At 32.7% G+C, this 24,762-nt stretch carries 20 protein-coding genes; 17 read left to right on the forward strand and 3 right to left on the reverse strand.

From position 1 onward, the window contains the following. The first annotated feature begins 51 nt into the window (after positions 1-51). The 5 genes from ACNFIH_RS21920 (at position 52) to ACNFIH_RS21940 (ending at position 7,724) form a co-directional block, all read left to right on the forward strand. Positions 52-1,422, forward strand: a complete 1,371-nt coding sequence (locus ACNFIH_RS21920; RefSeq protein WP_426484796.1) for a glycoside hydrolase family 27 protein — start codon at positions 52-54, stop codon at positions 1,420-1,422. Next, a complete protein-coding gene (locus ACNFIH_RS21925) occupies positions 1,422-3,983 on the forward strand; it encodes an alpha-L-arabinofuranosidase C-terminal domain-containing protein (RefSeq protein WP_426484797.1) in 2,562 nt (853 codons plus the stop codon). The genes ACNFIH_RS21920 and ACNFIH_RS21925 overlap by 1 nt, the downstream gene beginning before the upstream one ends. A gap of 31 nt (positions 3,984-4,014) precedes the next feature. Then, entirely contained in the window at positions 4,015-5,952 is a 1,938-nt protein-coding gene (locus ACNFIH_RS21930) for a family 43 glycosylhydrolase (RefSeq protein WP_426484798.1), read from the forward strand. 189 nt (positions 5,953-6,141) lie between these two features. Next, positions 6,142-6,633 (forward strand): hypothetical protein, encoded by a 492-nt coding sequence (locus ACNFIH_RS21935; RefSeq protein ID WP_426484799.1) that lies wholly within the window; start codon positions 6,142-6,144, stop codon positions 6,631-6,633. A gap of 62 nt (positions 6,634-6,695) precedes the next feature. Then, positions 6,696-7,724 (forward strand): hypothetical protein, encoded by a 1,029-nt coding sequence (locus ACNFIH_RS21940; protein ID WP_426484800.1) that lies wholly within the window; start codon positions 6,696-6,698, stop codon positions 7,722-7,724. Positions 7,725-7,787: 63 nt separating this feature from the next. On the opposite strand, the gene ACNFIH_RS21945 is transcribed toward ACNFIH_RS21940, so the two are convergent. Next, positions 7,788-8,120, reverse strand: a complete 333-nt coding sequence (locus ACNFIH_RS21945; protein ID WP_426484801.1) for a YegP family protein — start codon at positions 8,118-8,120, stop codon at positions 7,788-7,790. Positions 8,121-8,289: 169 nt separating this feature from the next. Between ACNFIH_RS21945 and ACNFIH_RS21950 the strand changes: the two genes are divergently transcribed. The 3 genes from ACNFIH_RS21950 to ACNFIH_RS21960 all read left to right on the forward strand — a co-directional run bounded on the left by ACNFIH_RS21950 (position 8,290) and on the right by ACNFIH_RS21960 (position 10,636). Then, on the forward strand, positions 8,290-8,775 hold the full coding sequence (locus ACNFIH_RS21950; RefSeq protein WP_426484802.1) for a copper resistance protein NlpE: 486 nt from the start codon (positions 8,290-8,292) through the stop codon (positions 8,773-8,775). 138 nt (positions 8,776-8,913) lie between these two features. Then, positions 8,914-10,038, forward strand: coding sequence for an XdhC family protein (locus tag ACNFIH_RS21955; RefSeq protein WP_426484803.1), 1,125 nt, complete (start codon positions 8,914-8,916; stop codon positions 10,036-10,038). Continuing rightward, complete coding sequence (locus tag ACNFIH_RS21960; RefSeq protein ID WP_426484804.1) at positions 10,016-10,636, forward strand: nucleotidyltransferase family protein; 621 nt, start codon at positions 10,016-10,018, stop codon at positions 10,634-10,636. Before ACNFIH_RS21955 ends, ACNFIH_RS21960 begins: the two co-directional genes overlap by 23 nt. A gap of 99 nt (positions 10,637-10,735) precedes the next feature. Here ACNFIH_RS21960 and ACNFIH_RS21965 read toward each other — a convergent pair whose 3' ends face one another. Further along, complete coding sequence (locus ACNFIH_RS21965; protein ID WP_426484805.1) at positions 10,736-11,872, reverse strand: cysteine desulfurase family protein; 1,137 nt, start codon at positions 11,870-11,872, stop codon at positions 10,736-10,738. A gap of 322 nt (positions 11,873-12,194) precedes the next feature. Between ACNFIH_RS21965 and ACNFIH_RS21970 the strand changes: the two genes are divergently transcribed. The 9 genes from ACNFIH_RS21970 to ACNFIH_RS22010 all read left to right on the forward strand — a co-directional run bounded on the left by ACNFIH_RS21970 (position 12,195) and on the right by ACNFIH_RS22010 (position 23,959). Next, positions 12,195-12,833 carry a (2Fe-2S)-binding protein gene (locus ACNFIH_RS21970; RefSeq protein ID WP_426484806.1) on the forward strand — a complete coding sequence of 213 codons (639 nt, stop codon included), beginning with the start codon at positions 12,195-12,197 and terminating at the stop codon, positions 12,831-12,833. Further along, on the forward strand, positions 12,830-13,810 hold the full coding sequence (locus ACNFIH_RS21975; protein WP_426484807.1) for an FAD binding domain-containing protein: 981 nt from the start codon (positions 12,830-12,832) through the stop codon (positions 13,808-13,810). The genes ACNFIH_RS21970 and ACNFIH_RS21975 overlap by 4 nt, the downstream gene beginning before the upstream one ends. Positions 13,811-13,817: 7 nt before the next feature. Next, complete coding sequence (locus ACNFIH_RS21980) at positions 13,818-16,019, forward strand: xanthine dehydrogenase family protein molybdopterin-binding subunit (protein ID WP_426484808.1); 2,202 nt, start codon at positions 13,818-13,820, stop codon at positions 16,017-16,019. 138 nt (positions 16,020-16,157) lie between these two features. Further along, positions 16,158-16,649 (forward strand): DUF4280 domain-containing protein, encoded by a 492-nt coding sequence (locus ACNFIH_RS21985; RefSeq protein ID WP_426484809.1) that lies wholly within the window; start codon positions 16,158-16,160, stop codon positions 16,647-16,649. A gap of 11 nt (positions 16,650-16,660) precedes the next feature. Beyond that, complete coding sequence (locus ACNFIH_RS21990) at positions 16,661-19,117, forward strand: glycoside hydrolase family 19 protein (protein WP_426484810.1); 2,457 nt, start codon at positions 16,661-16,663, stop codon at positions 19,115-19,117. Beyond that, the gene (locus ACNFIH_RS21995) at positions 19,114-20,277 is read left to right on the forward strand and encodes a tetratricopeptide repeat protein (protein WP_426484811.1); all 1,164 of its coding nucleotides are present in this window, start codon (positions 19,114-19,116) and stop codon (positions 20,275-20,277) included. Before ACNFIH_RS21990 ends, ACNFIH_RS21995 begins: the two co-directional genes overlap by 4 nt. A 109-nt stretch (positions 20,278-20,386) precedes the next feature. Continuing rightward, positions 20,387-21,421, forward strand: a complete 1,035-nt coding sequence (locus tag ACNFIH_RS22000) for a hypothetical protein (RefSeq protein WP_426484812.1) — start codon at positions 20,387-20,389, stop codon at positions 21,419-21,421. A gap of 539 nt (positions 21,422-21,960) precedes the next feature. After that, positions 21,961-22,599, forward strand: a complete 639-nt coding sequence (locus tag ACNFIH_RS22005) for a hypothetical protein (protein WP_426484813.1) — start codon at positions 21,961-21,963, stop codon at positions 22,597-22,599. Positions 22,600-22,732: 133 nt separating this feature from the next. Further along, positions 22,733-23,959, forward strand: a complete 1,227-nt coding sequence (locus ACNFIH_RS22010; RefSeq protein WP_426484814.1) for an SH3 domain-containing protein — start codon at positions 22,733-22,735, stop codon at positions 23,957-23,959. 153 nt (positions 23,960-24,112) lie between these two features. Here ACNFIH_RS22010 and ACNFIH_RS22015 read toward each other — a convergent pair whose 3' ends face one another. Beyond that, positions 24,113-24,676, reverse strand: a complete 564-nt coding sequence (locus ACNFIH_RS22015; RefSeq protein WP_035651182.1) for a DUF2911 domain-containing protein — start codon at positions 24,674-24,676, stop codon at positions 24,113-24,115. Between the last annotated feature and the right edge of the window lie 86 nt (positions 24,677-24,762).

Consider the following 24,762-nt stretch of genomic DNA (forward strand, 5'->3'; position numbering starts at 1 on the left):
ATTATATTTGAAGTGTAAATTTTACATTTATTAACATCTAACCACATTATAATGAAAATTAAGAATAGAATTACTCTGGTTTTAGGAGTTGTTTTTGTATCAATTTGTGCTAATGCTCAGACCAAAACATTTGGAAAAGAAGAATTTAAACAATGGGCACAAACACCTCCAATGGGATGGAACAGCTGGGATTGTTACGGACCAACTGTAGAAGAACACGAAGTAAAAGCCAATGCCGATTATATGGCAAAAGAGCTTAAAAAATATGGATGGGAATACATTGTAGTTGATATCAGATGGTTTGTTGAAAATGACAAAGCGGGCGGTTACAATCAGACAGATCCGCGTTATGTGATGGATAAATTCGGGAGATATTTGCCGGCAGTAAACCGTTTTCCTTCTGCAAAAGATGGACAAGGTTTTAAGCCTTTAGCAGATTATGTTCATAAAAAAGGATTGAAATTCGGAATTCACATCATGCGTGGTGTTCCTAAAAAAGCGGTTGAAGAAAAAATGCTAATTAAAGGTGCAAACGGAATTACAGCTGATCAAATTTATTCGACAGCTTTGCAATGCGAATGGTTGAGAGACAATTACACTGTTGTGGCTGACAAACCGGGAGCACAAGAATATTATGATTCTATTTTCGAATTGTACGCACAATGGGGCGTAGATTTTATTAAAATCGATGATTTGTCAAGACCGTATCACGAAGGCGAAATCAACTTGATTAGAAATGCAATCAACAAATGCGGACGCAAAATTGTTTTGAGTACTTCTCCGGGCGAAACGCCAATTTCTGCAGCGCCTCACGTAACAACACATGCTAATATGTGGAGAATGGTTGACGACGTTTGGGACACTTGGCCACACATCACACATTTAATGGATGTTGCTCAAAAATGGTATCCATACATTGCGCCGGGAACATGGCCAGATTGCGATATGATTCCGCTAGGACGTATTTCAGTACGCGGAGAACGTGGTGAAGACCGAATGACGCGTTTGACAAAAGACGAACAATATACTTTAATTACCTTCTTTAATATTTTTAAATCGCCTTTGTTTTTTGGTGGAGATTTGCCAAGCAATGATGCCTTTACTTTATCATTATTGACTAATAAAGATGTGGTAAAAATGCACAATGAAAGCACGGCAGTAAAACAACTTTTCCAGAAAGATGGAAAAATTGCTGTAACTTCAAAAAATGCCAAAGACGGAAGTGTTTATTTGGCATTGTTCAATATTTCTGATGTTGCAGCTCAAAATGTTTCAGTAAATCTTGCTGATCTTGGTTTTACAGGCTCAGTTGAAGTTTTGAATATGTGGACAGGTGAAAAATCAAAAATTTCTTCTAAAGAAATTGGTACAGTTTTAAAAGCGCATGCTTCTGTTTTATATCAATTAAAAGGTAAAAAATAATGATGCGATTTTTTAAAAATAGTCTTTTAGCATTAGTATTGCTTTTTTCAGTCCTTTTTATATTGTCGGGATTTGGCTTAAAGCCGAAAACAGAAAAACCGGACAAAGTATATTTATTTGCCTATTCGACTTTAAAAAATAATGGAAAAAACGGACTTCACTTTGCATGGAGTACGGACCAGAAAAACTGGTTTTCAATTGGTCCGGAATATAGTTTTCTGAAATCTGATTTTGGAAGCTGGGGACCAACAGGAAAAAGCATGTCAGAGCCTTTTATGGTTAGAGACAATGCAGGGATTTTTCATTGTTTTTGGAGTGTAAAAGACAATGTTTTTGCACATTCAGAAAGCAAGGATTTAGTAAATTGGGGAAGACAAAATTACATTCAGGGAATGAAGAATTTTGTTGGAAAAGGTGAAGATAAATCGGTGATTACAAATGTTCAGATCAGTCAGAAAGACGGTCAATATTTAGTTCATTTCAGCGAAAGCGGAAAAAATTATGTCAGTGCGACAAAAGACTTTAAAAATTATAGTCCATCAACAATTGATGCTAATTCTTCTTTGAAATTAAGAAGTGAAATTACGATTCAAGGCGAAGTTGTTCAGGGAAGTTTGTTTCATGTTGATTGGAGTTTGGTTGACAATATGATTCGAAATATGGAATCGGCTAAATTCAGAGAGAAACAAGATAATTCTTCTCCAAAAAGCGATAGTTTGCTTTTTGTCGGATTAAAACCTGTAAAAGCTCAGATTTCAATAAATGGTCAGCAGTCAAAAAAAATCAGCAATATGCTCACAGGCGTTTTTTTTGAAGATATCAATTACGCTGCTGATGGTGGTTTGTATGGAGAATTGATCCAAAATCGTGATTTCGAATATGCGCTTCACGACAAAAAAGAAAGAGACGAAAAATGGAACGCAACAATGGCGTGGAGCGGTGATTTTAAAATTGCCAAAGAAAATCCAATTCATCAAAACAATCCAAATTATGCAGTAATTTCTAAAGGGAGTATCAATAATTCTGGTTTTGATGGAATTGCTTTGAAAGCCAATGAAAAATACGATTTTAGTGTTTTTGTAAAAGGCTCAAAAGCTATTGTTCGTTTGAAATCGGCAAGTGGAGAAACTTTGGCGGAAGCCATATTGACTCCGTCAGCAACTTGGAAGAAAATAAATGTAGTTTTAAAATCTTCAAAAACAGTTAAAGATGCACATTTAGAAATCAGTACAAATAGGGAAACTGCAGTTGATATGGTTTCGCTTTTTCCGCAGAAAACATTCAAAAACCGTAAAAACGGACTTCGTTTGGATCTTGCTGAAGCAATTGCAGATATGCACCCAAAATTCGTTAGATTCCCAGGCGGATGCGTGGCACACGGCGATGGATTGCATAATATTTACAAATGGAAAAACACGATTGGCCCATTGGAAAGCAGAATTCCAATGCGCAACATTTGGGGTTATCATCAATCAATGGGATTGGGGTATTTTGAATATTTTCAGTTTTGCGAAGACTTAGGCGCTGAAGCTGTTCCGGTTTTAGCGGCGGGAGTTCCGTGCCAAAATTCATCTGACGGAGGTTCTGGACAGCAATTCGGAATTCCGATGGAAGATATGGAAGAATATGTTCAGGATGTTTTAGATTTAATCGAATATGCCAATGGAAGTATAAATACCGTTTGGGGTAAAAAACGTGCAGAAGCTGGACATCCAAAACCTTTCAATTTAAAATATATCGGAATCGGAAATGAAGATTTAATCAGCGATGTTTTTGAAGAACGTTATAGAATGATTGTAAAAGCAGTTCAGCAAAAATATCCTGAAATTATTGTGATTGGAACTGTTGGGCCATTTTTTGAAGGAACAGATTACAATGAAGGCTGGAAAATTGCCGATGATTTGAAATTGCCAATTGTTGATGAACATTATTATCAAACACCCGGTTGGTTCATTAACAATCAGAATTTTTATGATGGTTACGACCGCTCGAAATCTAAAGTTTATTTGGGCGAATATGCTTCGCGCGGTAATAAATTTTACAATGCTTTGGCGGAAGCCTTATATTTAACTGGCGTTGAACGAAATGGAGACGTTGTTGAAATGGCTTCTTATGCACCGTTATTGGCAAAAGAAAAGCATACGCAATGGAATCCAGATTTGATTTATTTCAACAATGATGAAGTAAAACCAACAGTAAACTATTTTGTACAAAAGCTTTACGGACAGAATCCAGGAAACCAATATATCGAAAGTACAGTAAAATTATCTGATTCAAATTCAGAAGTTAATAAACGTATTGGAGTTTCTGTTGTAAAAGATAATGCTTCAGGAGATTTGATTATCAAGTTAGTAAATGTGCTTCCGGTTGCGGTTACGCCTTCAATAGAAACAACAAATTTACCATTGACAGAAACGGCTGATTATAGTGTATTGACAGGTACGCCAGAAAATACAACAGCAAGACCTACAACACAAAAGTTGACGGTTAAAGAAGCTTTTTCAAAAGAATTGCCTCCATATTCGTTTGCAGTAATTCGTATTAAAACAAATAAGCTTTAATATTAAAGCAGAAAACAAAAGGAATAAAAGAATGAAAAAATTAAAATTTAGCCTTGTTGCACTAGCGTCATTTTTTAGTGTTTTGCAAGCTCAGAATAATCAAAAAGGAACACCGCCTGTTATTGCCGAAAAAGATTTAACAGCCTATTTATTTGTTTATTTCACAGGAAATAAAGTCGAAGAAGAAGCAGTCCGTTACGCCGTAAGTGCCGATGGATATCACTATTATCATTTAAATGACAATAAACCCGTTTTAGACAGCAAAGTAATCAGTTCAACCGGAGGCGTTCGTGATCCGCATATTTTGCGTGGCGACGATGGCAAAACTTTTTATATGGTTTTGACCGATATGACTTCGTCAAAAGGCTGGGATAGTAATCGTGCGATGATTTTATTAAAAAGCACGGATTTGGTAAACTGGACAAGCAATGTTGTCAATATTCAGACTGCATTTTCGGGAAATGAAAACCTAAAACGCGTTTGGGCGCCACAGACTATTTATGATGCAAAAGCCGGAAAGTATCTAATTTACTTTAGTCTGCAATACGCTGGCGGCCCAGACAAAATTTACTACGCTTATGCAAATAAAGATTTTACAGCTTTAGAAAGTGCACCAAAATTATTGTTTGTTCCAAAATCAGAAAGAGCTTGTATCGATGGTGATATTATTGAAAAAGATGGCGTGTATCATCTTTTTTATAAAACCGAAGGCGGAAAAGCAGGAATTAAAGTTGCTACAACAACTGATTTGACTTCTGGAAATTGGACTGAAAATGATAATTATCTGCAACAAACAAACGACGGTGTTGAAGGATCAAGTGTTTTCAAACTAAACAATTCTGACGATTATATTTTGATGTATGACGTTTATACAAAAGGAAGATATCAGTTTACAAAAAGCAAAGATTTAGAGAATTTCACCGTTATCGATAATGACATTTCAATGGATTTTAATCCGCGTCACGGAACTATTTTACCTATTACACGTTCTGAATTGAAACGTTTGACTGCAAAATGGGGAACGCCTGAGAAACTCCCAAAAGTAAATAATAATCCGGTTCTAGAAGGTTATTATGCTGATCCTGAGATTCTGTATTCCAACAAAACCAAAAAATATTATATCTACCCAACAAGCGATGGTTTTGATGGTTGGTCAGGATATTATTTTAAAACCTTTTCATCAGATAATTTAACTGATTGGAAAGACGAAGGAATTATCATCGATCTTAAAAAAGATGTGACTTGGGCAAACAGAAATGCATGGGCGCCTTGTATTGTGGAGAAAAAGATAAAAGGAAAATACAAGTATTTCTATTATTTCACAGCAGCTCAAAAAATTGGCGTGGCTTCTTCAGATAACCCAGAGGGGCCATTTACAGACAGTGGAAAAGCTTTAGTAAGTTCGCGTCCAGAAGGAATAAAAGGTGGTCAAGAGATTGATCCAGATGTTTTTACAGATCCAAAAACTGGAAAAAGCTATTTGTACTGGGGCAACGGATACATGGCTGTAGCCGAATTAAATGATGACATGATTTCACTTAAAGAAGGAAGCACAAAAGTGATTAAAGTGGACAAAACTTTCCGCGAAGGAACTTATATATTTTACAGAAAAGGAACATATTATTTTCTATGGAGCGAAGACGATACGAGAAGCCCGAATTATAAAGTGAGATACGGAACTTCAAAATCACCGCTTGGACCAATTGAAATTCCGCAAAACAATATTGTAATTCAGGGAATTCCAGATCAGGGAATTTATGCAACAGGACATAATTCGGTTTTACAAATTCCAAATAAAGATGAATGGTATATTACGTATCACCGTTTTTCATATCCAACTGGAATTAAAATGGGTGAGGCCGGAGGTTTTCACCGCGAAGTTTGTATGGATAAATTAGAGTTCAATGCTGATGGAAGTATTAAGCAGGTTGTTCCGACGCATTCTGGAATTTCTGCTTTGAAAAAATAATATCTAAAGTTTTAATTTTATAAAGAAGCTGTTTTTACAATGTAGAAACAGCTTTTTTATTTTTAAAATAAAATTTAACAAAATGAGGTTTTACGTAAAGACAAATTAATTTTAAATAGCATCTTTACTTCATTCAAAAAAACAATTTAAAACTTGTAAAAGCATTTATAAAAAAAAATAAGCAGAACTATGATTAATAAATTTAAAAGGATTTTTGGCAACGGAATAGCTTATGGGATTTACTATTTTTTGTTGTGCCATCTTATTGGATTTATTGGTAATATGCCAGCTAAAAGTGTTCTTAAAGTTTCTATTCCAGTTGCTTTAATAACTTTACTGATTAATGGACTTATTTATAGCCGATTTACAAAAAGAGAAAAGCTACTAAAAGCGATTACTTTTCAGGAAGCTGATGTTGTTAATTCTAAATTGGAAGGTATTGCCAATCATCAGGTTGAAGATGATTTAGTTTCTGGAAAATTATGTATTACAGAAGAGGAACTGATTTTTATTAGTTCCAATAAAAAAGAATACAGATGGTCATTAACTTCATTTGCATCATTTCATTTTTATCCAACGATTTTTAATAAAGGAGGCGAGTTTGTCATTAAAGATCAAAATGGTCGCCGGATTATGTTCGAAGTCGATTATATAAAATCATGGAAAAACTTACTTTCTTGATTTAAGGCAATACAAAAAATCAATATTGTCATTTAGCTGTTAAAATTTGTAAACACAAAAACATGAAAATAAAACTTTACACAATTCTATTTCTATCTTTTTCCTTGTTTAGTTTTGGTCAAGAAGACTTAAAAATTAAAAATGAAATAGCGGCTTTTTTTGCAAAAGCTGATAAAAAAAATCTCCAAAGTGTACTTCCGTTTGAAGTAAATAATAAAGTGGGTTTAATAGATGCCGTAACCAAAAAAGTATTGCTTAATCCTATTAAAAATTTTCAAGTAAATACATTATTTAATCCTGTAATGACAGGTTATTATAAAGATCATGAATTTGCTGTTGATTCTAAGAATTTTAAAATAACGCTGAAAAAATCGCCAACTAGCAGTCCTGATTTAGTTCCCACAATGGCTGAGCCCAAACGAGAAAAACCAGATCCAAAGATTTCTTATGATACTAATTTTAAAGGATTCTCTGTAGATGAATTTGGAAATTTGAAGACATATGCAAGAATTTATAAAGGAGATATTTTTCTGAATCTCGACCCTTTTAAATACAAGGGAAAATATTATGCGATTGCAGGAAAAAAAATGGCTGATGGCAAAACTTATTTTGGCATAATTGATACTGACGGAAATACACAGCCAAACTTTGATTTTGTTTACAGCCAATTATCTTTTAATGAATTTGCGAAGAGTGAGGATGACATTTGGTTTATTGCGAACGCCTCTATAAATTATTCTTGTGAGGTATTGCTTGAAAGTGCATTTTTTATTAATATGGAAGGAAAGGAAAAACTTAGAGGGGAAATGCCGAATTATCCTAGTTCAGATATTTTTGGATTGAATGCTAATTGTTCAGGATGCATAAAATATAGTAGTGTTTTGGATATTGAAAAAATGGATTGGATCATTAAACCACAATCAAAAATAAAAATCAGATGGATGGACTATACTTCTAAAACCGTTTTAGACATTAAAAAGGCTAGTGATAGAAATAAAGCTAAAATCTATATTAAAGTATTTGGAGGTGGTTTGACTTATTATATGGATTTAGATTTGAAGACTAAATATCTACCAGCAAATATCAAATAATAACTGTAGAATGGGCATAAAAAAACGAGGCTAATAGGCCTCGTTCTTATTTTATATTAGATTTTAAGCTGTCTGATCATCAGTTTCAGCCTCAGGAGCATTTTTCTTTACAGATTCGATTCCGTTTTCTCTTGCGGCAACACTTTCGTACATTTCGCTAGATCCAATAATTTGTCCGTTGCTGGCTTTTAAATTAAAATACGGTTTTCCATTGCTTGACTCTTTTCTGTCGTAGCGGCCATCATCTTGTGAATTTGTTTTCACAGATTCGATTCCGTTAGTAGCGGCAGCTTTAGTAGTATAACCTTCACTTGCTAAAATTGTCTGGCCATTTCCAGCTTTTAAATTGAATTGAAATTCTCCGTTGGTTCTTTTAGTAATCACAAATTTTCCCATGTAGCTTTTTATTAAGGTTAGGTAATATTTTTTTTGCTAATTATAAAAATACAAAACTTCATCATATAATTGATATTGTAAGAAAAAATAATCGTTTAGGATTTGTTAAGTAATTTTCTTAAAAGTAGGAAAATATTGTATATTTGAAAGAATGCTAAAATTTAAGGTTATGAAAAATGGATTCATTTTAATGCTGATTGCAATACAGCTGATTTCTTGTCATTCTAAGGTAAAACAAGAAGAAAATAAAATAATTGCTTTAGATTCAGTAAATGCTAAGATCGAGGAAAAATCGAAAGAAAATGTACTAGTTTATGAAGGAACACTTCCTTGTGCAGACTGCAGCGGTATCCAGACTGTTCTTAAAATTGATTTAGGAAACGGAACGATGGAAGCACAAAAGTTTGAGATTTCAAGTGTTTATAAAGGAAAATCGCCTGAAAAAGAGTTTGTAGAAAAAGGCAATTTTAACACGGAACGTGGTTTAGAAAACGACCCAAACGGAACAATTTTTATTTTAAATTGGGATAAACCTACCGAAAAACAAATGTATTATGGCTATTTGAGTACAGATAAATCAAAAATTTATATGCTCGACCGCGATAAAAAAATCATTAAATCGGAGTTGAATTATTCTTTGGAATTAAAAAAATAAAACACTCTAAAAATACTTTCTTAAATAAGAGATATTATAAACTTAAATGATTTTCCTGCTTTTAAGTTTATAATATTTTTTACTTTTAGGCTGTTAAAGAATCATCAGAAGTTTGTTTTACTGATGAACAATTATTTTATGAAAGAAATCAGCGAAATTTTAAACGCTTATTCAGAAGCAAATGCAGCAGGAAAAAAAACAGCTTTGGCAACGGTAGTCAAAGTTGAAGGTTCATCATATCGCCAGCCGGGTGCCCGTATGTTGGTTACTGAAGATGGTTTGCTAACTGGGGCTATAAGCGGAGGCTGTCTGGAAGGCGATGCATTGCGAAAAGCACTCCTTTCCATCAATCAAAAACAAAATAAATTAGTTACTTATAATACGAGTAATGAAGACGATGCCGAAATTGGCCTCCAGTTGGGATGTAACGGAATTGTACATATTTTGTTTGAATACATTAATGACGAATTGGAAAACAACCCAATCCAACTTTTGAGTCAATTAAAAGCGGAAAGAAAAGAAGCGGTTGTGGTTACAATTTTTTCATTGAACAAAAGAGCAATTCAGATAGGAACAAGCTTGTTTTTTAGAAAAGACAGTCCGACATTACATCATCATAATAATGTATTGAATTTGATTTCGGATGCCAAGGAAGTCCTCGAAACTAAAATAACATCTATAAAAAAACTGCAGGAAGGCACAGATGACGAAGCTTTAATCGAATATATAAATCCGCCAGTTTCGCTAGTAATTGCCGGTGCAGGAAATGATGTACAGCCATTAGTAAAAATGGCAACTTTATTGGGTTGGGAAGTAACCATTGGAGATGGACGGAGTGCTCACGCTACAAAAAAACGTTTTCCAAAGGCAAATCAGGTTTTGGTTGTAAAACCATATGATTTTTTAGATACCATTACAATTGATGATCAAACGTATTTTGTTTTAATGACGCATAACTACAAATATGACTTGGCAGTTTTAAGATTATTATTGAATACAGATTGTCGTTATATTGGAATTCTCGGGCCAAAATCAAAACTGAACCGAATGCTTGATGATCTTCAAATGGAAGGAATTAATGTAAACGAAGAACAGCTAAAAAGAATTCATAGTCCAGTTGGACTTGATATTGGTGCTGAAACTTCTGAAGAAATAGCTTTGTCGATTGTTTCTGAAATCAAAGCTTTTGCTTCGGGAAAAACAGGGACTTCCTTAAAATATAAGTCAGGGAAAATACACGATGAAATTCATTATGGAGCATAAAAATCAAAATAAAACAGGCATTGTAATTTTGGCTGCTGGAAATTCTTCAAGATTAGGACAGCCAAAACAACTTTTAGGCTACAAAGATTCTACGCTTTTAAAAAATACAATTGCAGAAGCATCTTTAGTTCCAAATGCAAAAATTATTGTGGTTACTGGCGCAAATAATCAATTGATTGAAGAAGAGCTTGATCCGTCAAAAATAAAAATAAGTTTCAATCCAAATTGGGAATCTGGAATGGCGTCATCAATTGTGAATGGACTTCAAAAATTATTGATTTTATATCCTGATTATGAAAATTGCATTTTTGCAGTGTGTGATCAGCCTTATGTTTCGAGTTTGATTTTTGAAAATTTGATTCAGGAACATAATAAAACCGGGAAAGGAATTGTAGCTTCGGCTTATTCGGAAACATTAGGAACGCCGGTTCTTTTTCATAAAAACTACTTTGCTGAATTATTGGAATTAAAAGGACAAGAAGGTGCAAAAAAAATAATCAGTAAATTTTCAGATGAGGTAGTTTCTATTTTGTTTGAAAAAGGAAATATTGATATCGATACTGAAGACGATTATAATAAATTGATGTCTGAGTTTTGAGTTTTCTCCCGCACATTCAGCAGATTAAATAGATTATTTATTAAAAGTATCTATGCCAATCTGAACAATCTGCAAGAGCCTATAACTTTTTGAAAAAATCTATTGGCTTAACTGTTGAACTAAAGTCAAAACACGTTCAATAGTTTCTTCGATTTCTTCTGAGGTTGTAAATTTTCCTAAACTGAAACGAATAGAACTCAAAGCATTTTCATCAGATAATCCTAAAGCTTTCAAAACATGCGATGGCTCTGATGTAACTGCCGAGCAAGAAGAACCATTAGAAACCGAAATATTTCCCAAAGCCAAAATCAACTGTTCTGAATTTACTCCCGGAAAACAGATATTTAAAGTGTTGTAAATTCGGTCAGTAAAACTTCCGTTTATAAAAGAACCTTTAAATTGCAATAAACCAGCTTCTAGTTTATTTTTTAATTCTTCAATTCGTTTTTTATTGTCATTCATTTCGGTCAAAGCGATTTCGCTAGCTTTACCTAAACCGATAATTCCCGGAACATTTAGTGTACCGCTTCGTAATTTTCGCTGTTGATCGCCGCCGTGTAATTGTGGGACGAGTTTAATTTTGGCTTTCGCCGAAATATAAAGCGCGCCAATGCCTTTTGGTCCATAAAATTTATGTGCCGAAAAAGGCAAAAGATCAATTCCAAGCGCCTGAACATCAATTTGAATTTTTCCTACTGTCTGAGTTGCATCACACATAAAAAGAGCACCTTTAGAATGCACGATTTTAGATATTTCTCCAATATTTTGAAGAACGCCAGTTTCATTATTAGCCATCATGACGCAGACTAATACTGTTTTATCAGTAATATTTTGATTTAAAATTTCAAGATCTAAAATACCATTAGCAGCCACAGGCAAATAAGTAACTTCAAAACCGATGGATTCCATAAACTCACAAGTTTTTAAAACCGCTTTGTGCTCTGTTGCGACAGTAGCAATATGTTTTCGTTTGTGATTTGCCAAACCTTTTATAGCCAGATTGATTGATTCTGTTGCTCCAGAAGTAAAAATGATTTCATCTTCCTGAGCACCAATAAGATTTGCAGTTTGCCATGCAGCATTTTCAACAGCTTCGTTTACAGTTAGCCCCGCAAGATGATTACTTGTGGCATTTGCGTAAGAATGCGTAAAATAAGGAAGCATTGCATTCAAAACTCGTTCATCTACACGTGTTGTAGCATTATTATCAAGATAGATGATTGGCTGTTGCGACATAATTTTAGGTTGATCTTGTAAAAATAAAAAAATAAATCTGCTGTTCCTGTTTTTTTAACCGCAAAGAACGCAAGGTTTTTTACTTAGTGATTTGCAAAATCGCAAAGTTCGCAAAGCTCTATCCATAAAGCTTTGCGAACTTTGCGTTTATTTAACATTAGGAAGATCAAAATAACTTTGCGTGCTTTGCGGTTAAGCCACACCACGAAATTGTAATTATTCTAAATAAAGCTAATGTTTGAATTTTATAATTTTTTGTGGCGTAAGATTGTTAAATTTGTTAGAATAACTAAGATGTTTTGCTAATTTAAAAATAGACTAAATGGCTTCTAAAAAAACAAATCAGAGTAAAGAAACTGAGGAAAATTCAAGTTCCCGCCGTGACTTTATAAAAAAATCAGGACTTCTTACCGCTCTCGCTTTTACGCCGCCTTCATTGGTTATGGCATCTGAGAATAAATGGGATGAAAAAATAGCTGAATATTTAGAAACTGTTCCGCTTTCTATTGAAGTAAATGGTAAAAAACATAATCTTAATATCGAGCCCAGAACTACTTTGCTCGATTTACTAAGAGAACAATTACATCTGACAGGAACTAAAAAGGGCTGCGACCACGGTCAATGCGGTGCTTGTACCGTACACATAAACGGAACCCGAATTTTATCCTGTTTGACTTTGGCAACTATGCAACAAAATGCTCAGGTTACTACAATCGAAGGACTTTCGAAAGGGAAAAAACTGCATCCAATGCAGGAAGCTTTCATCAAACATGATGGTTTCCAGTGTGGGTATTGTACGCCTGGTCAAATCATGTCAGGAATTGCCTGTATTAAAGAAGGGCATGCTAACAGCAGAGAAGAAATTAGAGAATATATGAGCGGAAACATTTGTAGATGTGGTGCTTATCATAATATTGTTGATGCAATTACAGAAGTTAAGGAAGGAGGGATGCTGTCATGAAAAATTTCCAAATAATTAAGGCTCTATCATCTAATTCGGCGGTTTCGAGCATCAGCAAAGAAAATTCGGCGATGTTTATTGCAGGAGGAACAAATCTTGTTGATTTGATGAAAAAAAATATCGCCGCACCTGATAAATTGGTCGATATTACAGCTTTGGATTTAAAAAAAATAGAATTCTTAAGCGGAAAAGTATCAATTGGTGCATTGGCAAAAAATAGTCAGGTTGCAGAGGATAAAGCAATAAAAGAAAAACATCCTTTATTGGCTTTAGCTTTAGCTGCAGGAGCATCGCAGCAAATTAGACATATGGCAACTGTAGGTGGAAATATGTTGCAACGCACGCGCTGTTCGTATTTTTATAATACTGATATGCCTTGCAATAAAAGAGTTCCAAAAAGCGGATGCGGTGCAATTGGCGGTTCAAACAGAATGGCAGCAATTTTTGGCGCTTCTGAAAGTTGTATTGCAGTTCACCCAAGCGATATGTGTGTGGCTTTGGCAGCACTGGACGCAACAGTTTTAGTAGAAGGCCCAAAAGGAAAAAGACAAATCAAATTTACTGATTTTCACCGTTTGCCAGGAAATACGCCTGAAAAAGACAATACACTTTTAGATAAAGAATTGATAACTTCAATTGAAATTCCAGATAATAATTTCAATAAAAATGTACATTATTTAAAAGTGCGAGACAGAACGAGTTATGCTTTTGCATTAGTTTCTGTTGCTGCAGCTTTGGATATTCAAAACAATACTATTAGTAGTGCACGTTTGGCAATGGGCGGTGTAGCACATAAACCTTGGAGATTGACGGAAGCGGAAGAATTTCTGAAAGGAAAAACGATTTCTGAAACTACTTTTAGACAAGCAGCAAATTTGGCAATGAAAGGTGCAAAAAGTTATGGGGATAATGATTTCAAATTGACTCTTGGACCAAATGCCATTGTAGAAGCATTAACTATAGCATCATCTAAATAATTGAATTATGAGCAAGACAAGTAATATTAATAGAGTAGATGGGTTTGCTAAAGTAACAGGTTCCGCTACTTATTCGGCGGAATATAAAACAGACGGGGTTGTTTATGCCTGTTTGGTCGGAAGCACAATTGCGAAAGGAAAAATAAAAAGCATTGATACTAAAAAAGCAGAATGGGCTCCGGGAGTTTTGGCTGTAATTACACATTTGAATGTGGATAAACCATCTGGATATCAAAAAGCAAAAGACAAACATAATTTTGGACAGCCACTGCAGATTTTTAAAGACGATTCTATATTGTATTACGATCAGCCAATTGCACTTGTAATTGCTGATACTTTTGAGCGTATGCAATATGCAGCAAGTTTAATTAAGGCAGATTATCTTAAAGAAGAACACTCAACTGAACTTAAAAAAGCAGCCGATAAAGAAAAGAAAGTCGAAACGGACAAAGGCAATGATTATCACCGTGGAGAACACGACGGTTATAAAAATGCTGAGGTTGTTTTAGAAACCGAATATACGATTCCGACGGAAGTTCATAATCCAATGGAATTAGCCAATATAATTGCAAAATGGGAAGGAAATAAACCAATTTTATATACCAAAAGTCAAGGTGTTGAAGGAACGCGCAGAAGTGTAGCAGGAGTTTTTGATGTTCCTGCGGAAGATGTTGAGGTGCATGCAGAATATATTGGAGGCGCATTTGGAATGGGATTACACACCTGGCCGTATGAAATTGCGGCTTTAATTGGTGCAAAAAAATTAAATCGCCCAGTGAAATTAGTTTTGCATCGCGAACAAATGTTTACGAATGTTGGTTTCAGACCTTATACCATTCAGAAAATGGGTCTTGGTGCTACGAAAGATGGAAAACTCACAGGTTTGACGCATGAAGCCGTTGCCATGACTTCAAGTTATGAAGATTTCATGGAAGGAACGGTAAACATGTCCCGATTTATTTATGATTGTGCCAATGTTTCAACACGTTATCGCATTGTGCCTTTGGATACTTGTACGCCAATCTGGATGCGTGGTCCGGGTGAGGCGACGGGTTCATTTGCATTAGAATGTGCGATGGACGAAATGGCTTATAAACTAGATTTGGATCCAATAGAATTTCGTAAACGTAATTATGCCGAAAAAGATTTGGAGCAAAATAAACCTTGGAGCAGTAAATATCTTTTAGAATGCTATGAAGGCGGAATGGAACGCATTGGTTGGAAAAACCGTAAAAACAAACCTGGATCAGTTCGTGAAGGTGAATGGTTAGTCGGATACGGAATGGGAACTGGAACTTTTGGCTGTTATAGAAGTCCAACTTCAGTAAAAGCAAAATTTTCGGCTGATGGAAATTTAATACTTCAGTGCAGTGTGAATGATATGGGGCCAGGAACGGCAACGATGATGACAGCTATTGGTGCAGAAATTATGGGAATGCCAGTTGAAAATATAATTATAGAAATGGGTAAAAGTGGTTTGCCGAAAGGACCAACACAAGGAGGATCGGCGACGACTTCATCTGTGGGTTCTGCGGTGCATGATTCTTGTAATTTATTAGTCAGCAAAATACTTGGTTTAGCTAACGAAACTCCAATTTTTAAAGGAACTCCTATTGCAGATTTGACTTTTACCAATGGCGTAATTTCTTCAAAAAACAATTCAAAAACCGTTTCTTTGGCTTCGTTATTGGCTGCAAATAAATTAGAAGATTTTGCAGTAGAAAACCAATCTAAAGGAAATGAAGAAGCTAAAAAATATTCAATTTATTCGTTTTCTGTCCACTTTGTAAAAGTTTTAGTGAATCCGAATATTGGAAAAATAAGATTAGCTCATGTAGTTTCTTGTGCTGACATTGGAACTGTAATTAGTCAAAAAACGTCAGCTGGACAAATGTTCGGTGGAGCTGTTGGTGGAATCGGAATGGGATTAATGGAAGCTTTAGAAATTGATCATCGTTTCGGTCGTCCAATTAATAATAATTTCGCCGATTATCATGTTCCTGTAAATGCTGATATTGAAAAACAGGAAGTCTTTTTCGTCAATAAAAAAGATCCAATCAGTAATCCAATGGGAACAAAAGGTTTGGGAGAAACCGCTTTAGTCGGAATGGCGCCTGCAATTGCAAATGCCGTTTTTAACGCAACAGGAAAGCGTGTACGAGATTTGCCAATTACATTGGATAAGATTATTGAAACTGCCAAGGTTTAGGAAATAATATATTTATAAAATTAAAAAACCGTCTGATTATTTCAGACGGTTTTTTTTATGCTTTAAAACTAAATTGAAAGAAAAATATTATATTTTATATTTTGTAAGAAAATTATTTTAATTTAGGTAAAAAAAATTATGAGCGGAAAACATGTAGTAGTTCAAGGTGCAACGCTAAAATGTAAGTTTAGTGAAAAGCCTCAAACGGATATTTTAAAAGTAAAATCACAAAATAAACATTTTGCAAATGACAAAGATGCATCAAAAAAGCTAATTGCAACCACAAAAGAAATAGGACAAACTTTAGAGAAAAACACCTTTGGTAATTGTAAACTGCAGCCTACCGGAAGTAGTTACAAACCTTGCCAGGCTGTAATAAATCAATGGAGTGCTTTCTACGAAAAAGTGACCCTAAGTAATCAGGGTAAAATATTAGTTGAAGACAGTAAAGCAACCTGTCCAATTGGAGGGCCAGACTGCATAAGCGTTGTGAAACATGGGCAGAAGGTGGAGATAAGCAAGCAAAATATCAAAAATGCAAGCGAGCTTTTGAGTAATCAGATAAATCCGTTGGTTAATATGGCTGAATTTAAAGAGAGTTTAGAAGATCACGATTCAATTTGTAAATAAATAAAAGTACTATGTCAGATTTTAAAATAATAGGAAATCCAAATCCTGTAGTTGGAGTTCTTGAGATATATACTGTAAGTGATTTTTTTGAGAAAATTCAGAACAGTCCTTTTAGTGAAGAAAATAGTTTTTCTTATAATCCTGTTTATTGGGAAGTGTATGTTTTAGAATTTGGTAAATGGCGAAAAACAAAAGAGAATGATAAAAGAGGAAATAAGGTTTCTTATACTTTTTTGGAAAAAAGCCTGACAAGAAATGGTATTCGTATTTTGGCACGAAAAGGCGATAAAGTAGCTCGACTCGATATAAAGCCACTTTCTGCACAACCAAAAATAGATCATATCGAACTATTAGATAAAAACGGTGCCAAAATAAAAGGACGTTTATCATACGGACAAACTGTTAAAGCAAGGGTATTTTGTTTTAATATGGAAAGACGCAGTGTATCGGTTACCATGTGGGAAGATGATGTAAAAGGTGCCGGGCATAATAAAGCCAATGAAAAAAACTTTATAGAAACACTTTCTGGAATTGTGAAATTCGGAAAGGCGGATATTGATTTTCTTTTAAAACCAAGCTTTGCAAAAATTGCTGAAAGAAGAGGTCACGAAAAAGATAAAAGTCATGAGTTTTATGTAACCGCAGAGTACAAAGATGGCAAAATAGCCAGTAATAATATCAATGTAAATGCGCTTGAAACACCAGTTGCTCCCTACAAAGGAAAAACAACTCCGCATCAGCCTGTTAAAAACAAGACCACAGACCAGAAACCTATAAATGATTCACAAAAACCTAACGTGCCAACTGCTACAAAAACAGTGAAGGGTAAAATTAATGCTGTACATATTACAGATATAGCAGGGAATCAGATTAAAGGTGTGTTTAAAGAAAAACAGATTAAAGTCTGGATAAATTCGACAGGATTAACAGGAAAAGAAGTTCGCCTTAAATTATACGATGACGATTTGGTCAGCAATGACTTGTTGTTAACTGATAATTTCACTATTAAATCCGACCTTCATATAGTAACGGTACCATTAGATATTATACCTAGAAGTCTAGGCGGAAGCAATTGGGCTGAAGGGAACGAGCAGGAATTATTTACTGAAATCGAAGTTTTGCAAACTCATGATTTTATTAAAAGTGCAATCGTTGATGTTGATGCTACTGTTTTTAAGCAGGATCCTGTTGAAACAACTAATAAGGTTTTGAAGGTTGATGTTGAGGATAAAAAGGAAAAGAAACCGGAATCAAAAGGAAAATGTTATTGTAACAGAGATATAACTGCGGATGAACTTAGTAAAATGGTAAAAAACATTAGAGATAATACCTTCTACGATGGGAAAACAATAACTTTTTTTCATAGTGATAAATTATTCTATTTATATTCAAATGTTCCAAAATCAGACAGAACATTTGAAAAATTTGCCGAAGCTATAAACAAAGCATTTAAGAAATATGAAATAACAACATGCGCAAGAAAAATACATTTTCTTGCAAATATGTATGTCGAAACAATGTATTTTACTGCAACCCGTGAAGGAAAAGGAACTTCTGGTTTTAGATATGATCCTTATAGAGGAAGAGGATTTCAACATTTGACTTGGGAAGACAATTATAAAAAATATAAAAAAGAAACTGGAATAGATATAATCAGTGATTATGAAAAGGTCGCAGATGATTTAAATATTTCCGCAGATACAGGTGCTTGGTATTGGAAAAAAACTGGAATAAACGAGTACGCTGATAAAGACAGCATTTTTGATACTTCTAGACTAATTAACTATCCAGGAGCAACAAAAAGTTCATCAATAAATGGTTATAAAGATAGAGAAATAGCATGGAGAGAATTGAAAAAGATATTTAAATTTCCTTTTGATTGTGTAAGCAAAAAGAGCATAAATATTACCTCAGATAACTGTCCAAAATGCAAAGTTAGCCATTATGACTTAACCGACAAAGTAGAATGGCAAACTCAATTTGACTCAAAATGGGGTGGTATTGATGCACAAAATGTAGCTTGTAAAAAAACTTGTGATGATATATTAAATAAGCAAGGATTGACTTCAACATCTCCTACAAATAAATTTCAGACTGCATTAGAAAATAGTAACCATACTTTATTAGTAATAAATACTGAAGAGTCTAAAAGAGGAATTAAATATTTGGATTTGCAATTAAAAGAAGGAAATCCGGTTCAGGTCGGAGTAAATCATGCCTTAAATTATAAAGGAGGAAAATTAAATGAGGGAACAACCGACCATTTTGTAGTAATCATTGGAAAATCATGTGAAAATGGAAAAGTATATTACAGATTTTACGATGTAGGCACTCGTAATAAAAGTAAAGGAACAAGCAGTGATAATCGCCTTTATCTCGACACTTCAAATTATTCATTAAAAGGAAAAACCGCTTATACAAATCATATTTATACAGTTACACAAATAAGAAATAACAAAAAAGGATGAAAAAATTAGTATTAATTATATTTTTATTAAGCATAGTAATATGCTGTAAATCTCTAGATAGCAACGAAGATTATGTAGGAACTTGGCAAGAAGTTCAGCAAAAAAATAATGAATTTGCAATAGTAGATTGTGGTTATGATGGAGAAAGCATAAAGGTTTCCAACGATTCAATTTTTGAAAAAGGAATAATGGAAGATTCAAATTCTAAAATTGATCATGTAAAACAAGACGAAGCTAGAACAACTTTATTTATCGATAAATTAGAAAAGTCTTACTATAGATTTATTTGGGTAGATAAAAAGAAAGGAATATCAAAATGGGAAATTCAAAATAATGAAAACACTAAAATTGTTAGATATTTTATTAATAATTTGAATCTGAAAAATATAAGGATTGTAAAAGGGACAAAAACAGATTGCATTACAAGTGATGATGTTGGAGATACTGTTAATGATTCTCTTGTCATCAAAAATGAAAACATAACTCTTCTTATTGAAGATGACAATTGTATATCGCTAGAAGGTAAAAAAGGAAGTTTACTTTTTGAAAGATGTTTTGAAAATTGTATTGTTAAAATTAGGCATAATTCAAGCAAAGGAATTCCATTAACGTTTATAAGTGGGCAAAATTCAATGGACATTGATTTTCTAAAAAAAGAAAATAATTGGTTTTCTAATTCAATAACCTATTATAGAAGTTCATCAAGTGGCGAAGAAAAAGTAGTTCAACAAATAGCGGTATCAATTAAAGATTTTGATTTTAATAATATTGTTGAACAATTTAGCAAAACAACTAATAAAAGCACTGTTTCACTTTATGACATCTCTAATAAGGAAAAATTAATGCAACTCGATATTTATAAGATTGCAGATATTTTAAAAGCTTACCCGATTTCGAATAAAAATATTACTATTTATAATGATGGTGCATATAATTTAATTGAAGGCGGAAATTTTAATGAAGCCAGAATAATCCTTTTAGATATTGTAAACTTTTCTCCAGATAGAGTTGTCGCTTATTTAAATTTAGGAGATGCACAATGGGGATTTGATGACAATGAAAATGCAAAAAAATCGTATCTAAAATACATTTCATTAATGAAATCTCAAGGCAAAGATTTGAATAAAATACCGAAAAGAGTTTATGAGAGAATTAAATAAATGATATAACCCTCGCGCGGACGAGCGAGACGCTCGCGCCAGCAGGGGGGAACTTCTGGGTTAATTAAAAGAAGAAAAGCAGAAATTAACATGTTTAAAAATAACGTATATGATTCTAAACACTAAATCTTTAAAAGTTTTAATTTATATATTAATACTTTTTGTAAATATTAGCTGTAAGACTAATGATGAAAAAATAGATAAAAATATTACAATATCTGAAGATGTAAATAAAGTTGCGGACAATAATAATTTAAAGTCGGAGGATACGTCTTTTAAAGGAGAAAGTTATGTTTTTTATAAAGCTTACTACTTTCAAGCAAATGCTAATGATATACCTGAATTTTCAGAAAATCAGATTATTAGTAAATTCAAAAAAATAAATATAAAGCTGTCAAAGGATACAATATCAATTGATAACGTAAAATCATATTACAGTATTGAAAAGAAGAATTCTAGAAAATTCTTTACTAAAGAGTATTTATATGCGTATTATGTAGATGCATTTAAAAACGGTTTTAACATTGATGTAAAAGATACAGTTAGTTACATTAATCTGGACATAGAAAACAATGACAAAAGTCCTTTTGTCGATTATTTTTTGGAAGCAGGAGATGCTGTTTTTATGAATAGTTGTTTATTTCTCAATTTTGGGAGATACATTATTTGTTTTAAGAGTGATCAAAATAAAGTAGAATTAGATAATAACTATTGTGGGCTTCCTTTTGATTTAGAACAAAAAGATAAGCTTGCTAATTCAAATAAAGAAAAGTTCTCAAAAGTATATCCTAAATTAAAAGATGATAAGTTTTTAGAAATTAAAAAAATTATTTCGGAAAGTTCAGAAGGAGACAATGCAGATGAAATATTTCAAATTAATAATGGAGGACTAGCATTTGATTCATTTTTATATTGTATTTATGGAGATTCAGATTCACAAACTTTAATTAATATCAAAAATGATAAAATAATTGCAAAAGAAGCAATTGGTTATGCTATGCCTGAGAACGAAACTTATCAGTCTTTTGTAATTAATAAAGATCTAACAATAGATGTTTATGATATAAATTATAATTCACTATCTAAAAAGTTTTTAGAGAGACATCAAATTAAGCAGGATGGTTCTATTGTTAAAATAAGATAGCCTTAAATCAAAAGAAAATACTTGATAAATTGAAAAGAAAAGCGTCAGATAACAAGAATATTTCATTCTCACTATTTGATGCTTTTCTTAAAAATAATGGATGAATATATATATTAAAACATTTGCCCCCTTTGCTGGCGCGAGCGTCTCGCTTGTGATAATAACATTCGGTTTGAAATATTTTGTAGTTAATTATTAGTTTTATTTAGATTATATGCACGAGCGAGACGCTCGCGCCAGCTGGGGGAAAAAGGTGATCTAAGATATTTGTCTAAAAATAAAAAAGGTGAGACGACAATATTGCAAGATAGTCATTTTGATGTTTTTAATCAGAATAAGTTCAATGATGCGCTCTATAGTTTTGGATGGGGAAGACTTGAAGAAATGTATTCAGAGTATTTTAGTTGTAATGGAAATATTAATTATTTACTTAATCATACAAAACATATGAAGAAAGATGGACCTAAAGGCTATAGACATTATCATCATTTACATTTGTCAGGATTTGATCATTCACTAATAAAAATAATTAAAGAATAATGAAAAACACAATACTAATTATCAGTTTCATCTTGTTCTCATGTAAACATGGGAATAAGACTGATAACATGCAAAATAATCAAAAGATATTAAAGACTGAGATTATTAAATATAGTGATGAAGAATTAAAAGAAATATTTCTTCCATATTGTTTGAAAATTGACACAATACCTAAAAACAATTATTATCAAACGAATTTAGAGACTTTTTTGAGTTATCATAATTTTGTAAAAAGCAATTTAGAAAAAAGCAATGGAATGTTTCATAAAAACACGCAAGATTTTGTTTCAGATAAGCAAGCTAATTATATGCACTATCCTTATGAGGGTAAGGCATTTGTAATTTCTAAGTTAAAAATTAACGATAATATCACAGCTATATTCTATGCTTATTTATTCGATTCTGAAATGATTCAACCAAGAATAGAAATACAAACTTTTGACAATAATAAAAAAAACATAGATAATCTCATAATTGCTTCTACATTCAACAGTGAGTGCAGTGGTTACCGTGATTTTTGCATTAGTCAAGATAAAATAATTTCAATTAATAATTATTACTATTGTGATGATAATGAATATAAAAATCAGTATAAATATAAAATAAGTGAGAATGGGCAATTTTTGTTTTCAGAATAGAAATTATCTTAACTGGCGTAATGGTCTCACTCATGATAAGTTGGGATTTTAATAACGCTTGATTTAGATTATTATGCACGAGCGGGGAATAAGAAAGCAATCGATAATGCCAAAATAATAATAACCCAGAAATATGAATAAGTATATTTTGATATTGCTCTTATTAATTAGTTGTAGAAATTCTTCACAAGAGAATAAAAATGTAATTAATATTAAAAAAGCATATAATGAAAAAAATGAGATTGAATTTTTAAATCAATTCCCTGATAAATTTGAAACTTTAAATGAATATTTTGGATGGAATAATTTAACTGATAAGCCAAATGCTTTATACAATGATGCTAATAAATATATAGATTATTGGTTTTCTTTGCTATTAAAGAAAGAATATAGGCAATACGAAAAAAACATAACAAGTATTTGTTGTGGTGGCAAATGGGATGCGGATGCGATTAATTATTTCCAAGATAAGTCAATAAATTATTTTTTGAAAAATAAAAGAATGGAGTTGCTGAATTCTTTAAGTGAAAGAGAAGCTAAATCAGTTCTGTTTTTCCTTTTCGATTCACCTCATCCAGAAATGCATAATGAGTTGTTTTTAAAGTTGAACACAAAAAATAAAATTATTGTAAAGAATCTATTTGCAAATAATTTAAAAGGTGATGAAGATGTTAAATATACTATCACCTTTTATGAGAAAAATGACGATTACATTATCAAAACATTGGATATAAATGGAGATGATATTCTTGATAAGGTTATAAGTAGTGCACCTTATAAGGGAAACGAATTGATACTTTTTTTAGGGGATGGAAAAGATTACATTTTTTCTATAAAGACAATTAATTTTTCTGAAGACGGAGGAAATATCGTTTATGATATTGTAAATAATCCTAACACAAAAAAAGGCTTATTAATAAAAACAAAGTTTCCGGATAGAGGATTTTCTGAAAATGATTATTTTATAATATATGAAAATAAAAATTGGGTACTTAAAAATATAGTTTATAAAACACTAACCGACCAAAGTAAAAACGCTATAGAATATTATTGTGATGTATTCCAATATATTAATCTTAAGGAAACAAATATTGAAAGCAAATTAATTTCTATACCTGATGAGTCTGAGAGAGCTAAAAAATGCATAACAAGAAAAAGTAATTTACAAAAATACAGTATTGTAGATTCAGATGGTTATACAAACCTAAGGAAAGAGAAAAATTCATCATCTGAGATTTTGCAAAAAATAATTACAGGATCAGAAGTGCAAGTTTTAAGCAATTCTGGAGATTGGTGGTTCGTGCAAACGAAGGAAGGCAGGAGAGGATATGTATTCAAGACAAAAATAAAGGTAGACTAGTCTATTGGTTTTGAATAAACTTTTATCGAATGTATTTGTAACGTCACGATATTAAGAATTTATTCTAGAATTATAATATCTGTGAAAATTTTAAGAAATAAAAAAAAGAGACATTGAAAAATGTCTCTTTTTTTTATCTGTAAAACGATTAAATTATTTAACCGTAATAGGCAATTCAACAGTTGTTTTATCCCATCCAATAACTAAATTAGCCACATTACCTTGAGTTGTAAAAGCAATAGATAAAGCTTCAATAACATCAGAAACTGGTTTAACAGGAACTGAAACTCTTACAACGTCTTTGCTTTCATCATAAGCATATCCGCCCCATAAATCCAATTCTTTATTGATAATGATGGTCCATTTGTCTTTTTCTGGAATAGCAAATAAACTGTAATATCCAGCAGGGATTTTTTTACCGCCGATTGTTACATCTTTGTAGAATTTGATTTCTGTATTTTCGTTAGCACCAACTCTCCATACTTCGCCAAATTTTACAATATCACCAAAAATAGTTCTTCCTTTTACAGAAGGTCTTGAGTAAAGAACTTTGACAACTGGGTTTGGAGTATCTGTTTTTTTGAATTTAACAGATCTGTTTGGGAAATAAGAAATATCAGCCGGACTTGCATCAAGCGGAGCAAATTTCACCACATCTTGTGCCTGAACTGTAAAAGCAGCAAACAATGTAACTGCCAGTAAATAAATTTTTTTCATAAGGTTACAATTTTTAGAATAACTACAAAGTAAGTTAATAATTAAGAAAAATCATGAAATTACTATTTGTTTTTTGTTAATGAATT

It is taken from the genome of Flavobacterium sp. 2 (assembly GCF_049949195.1).
Lineage (GTDB): Bacteria > Bacteroidota > Bacteroidia > Flavobacteriales > Flavobacteriaceae > Flavobacterium.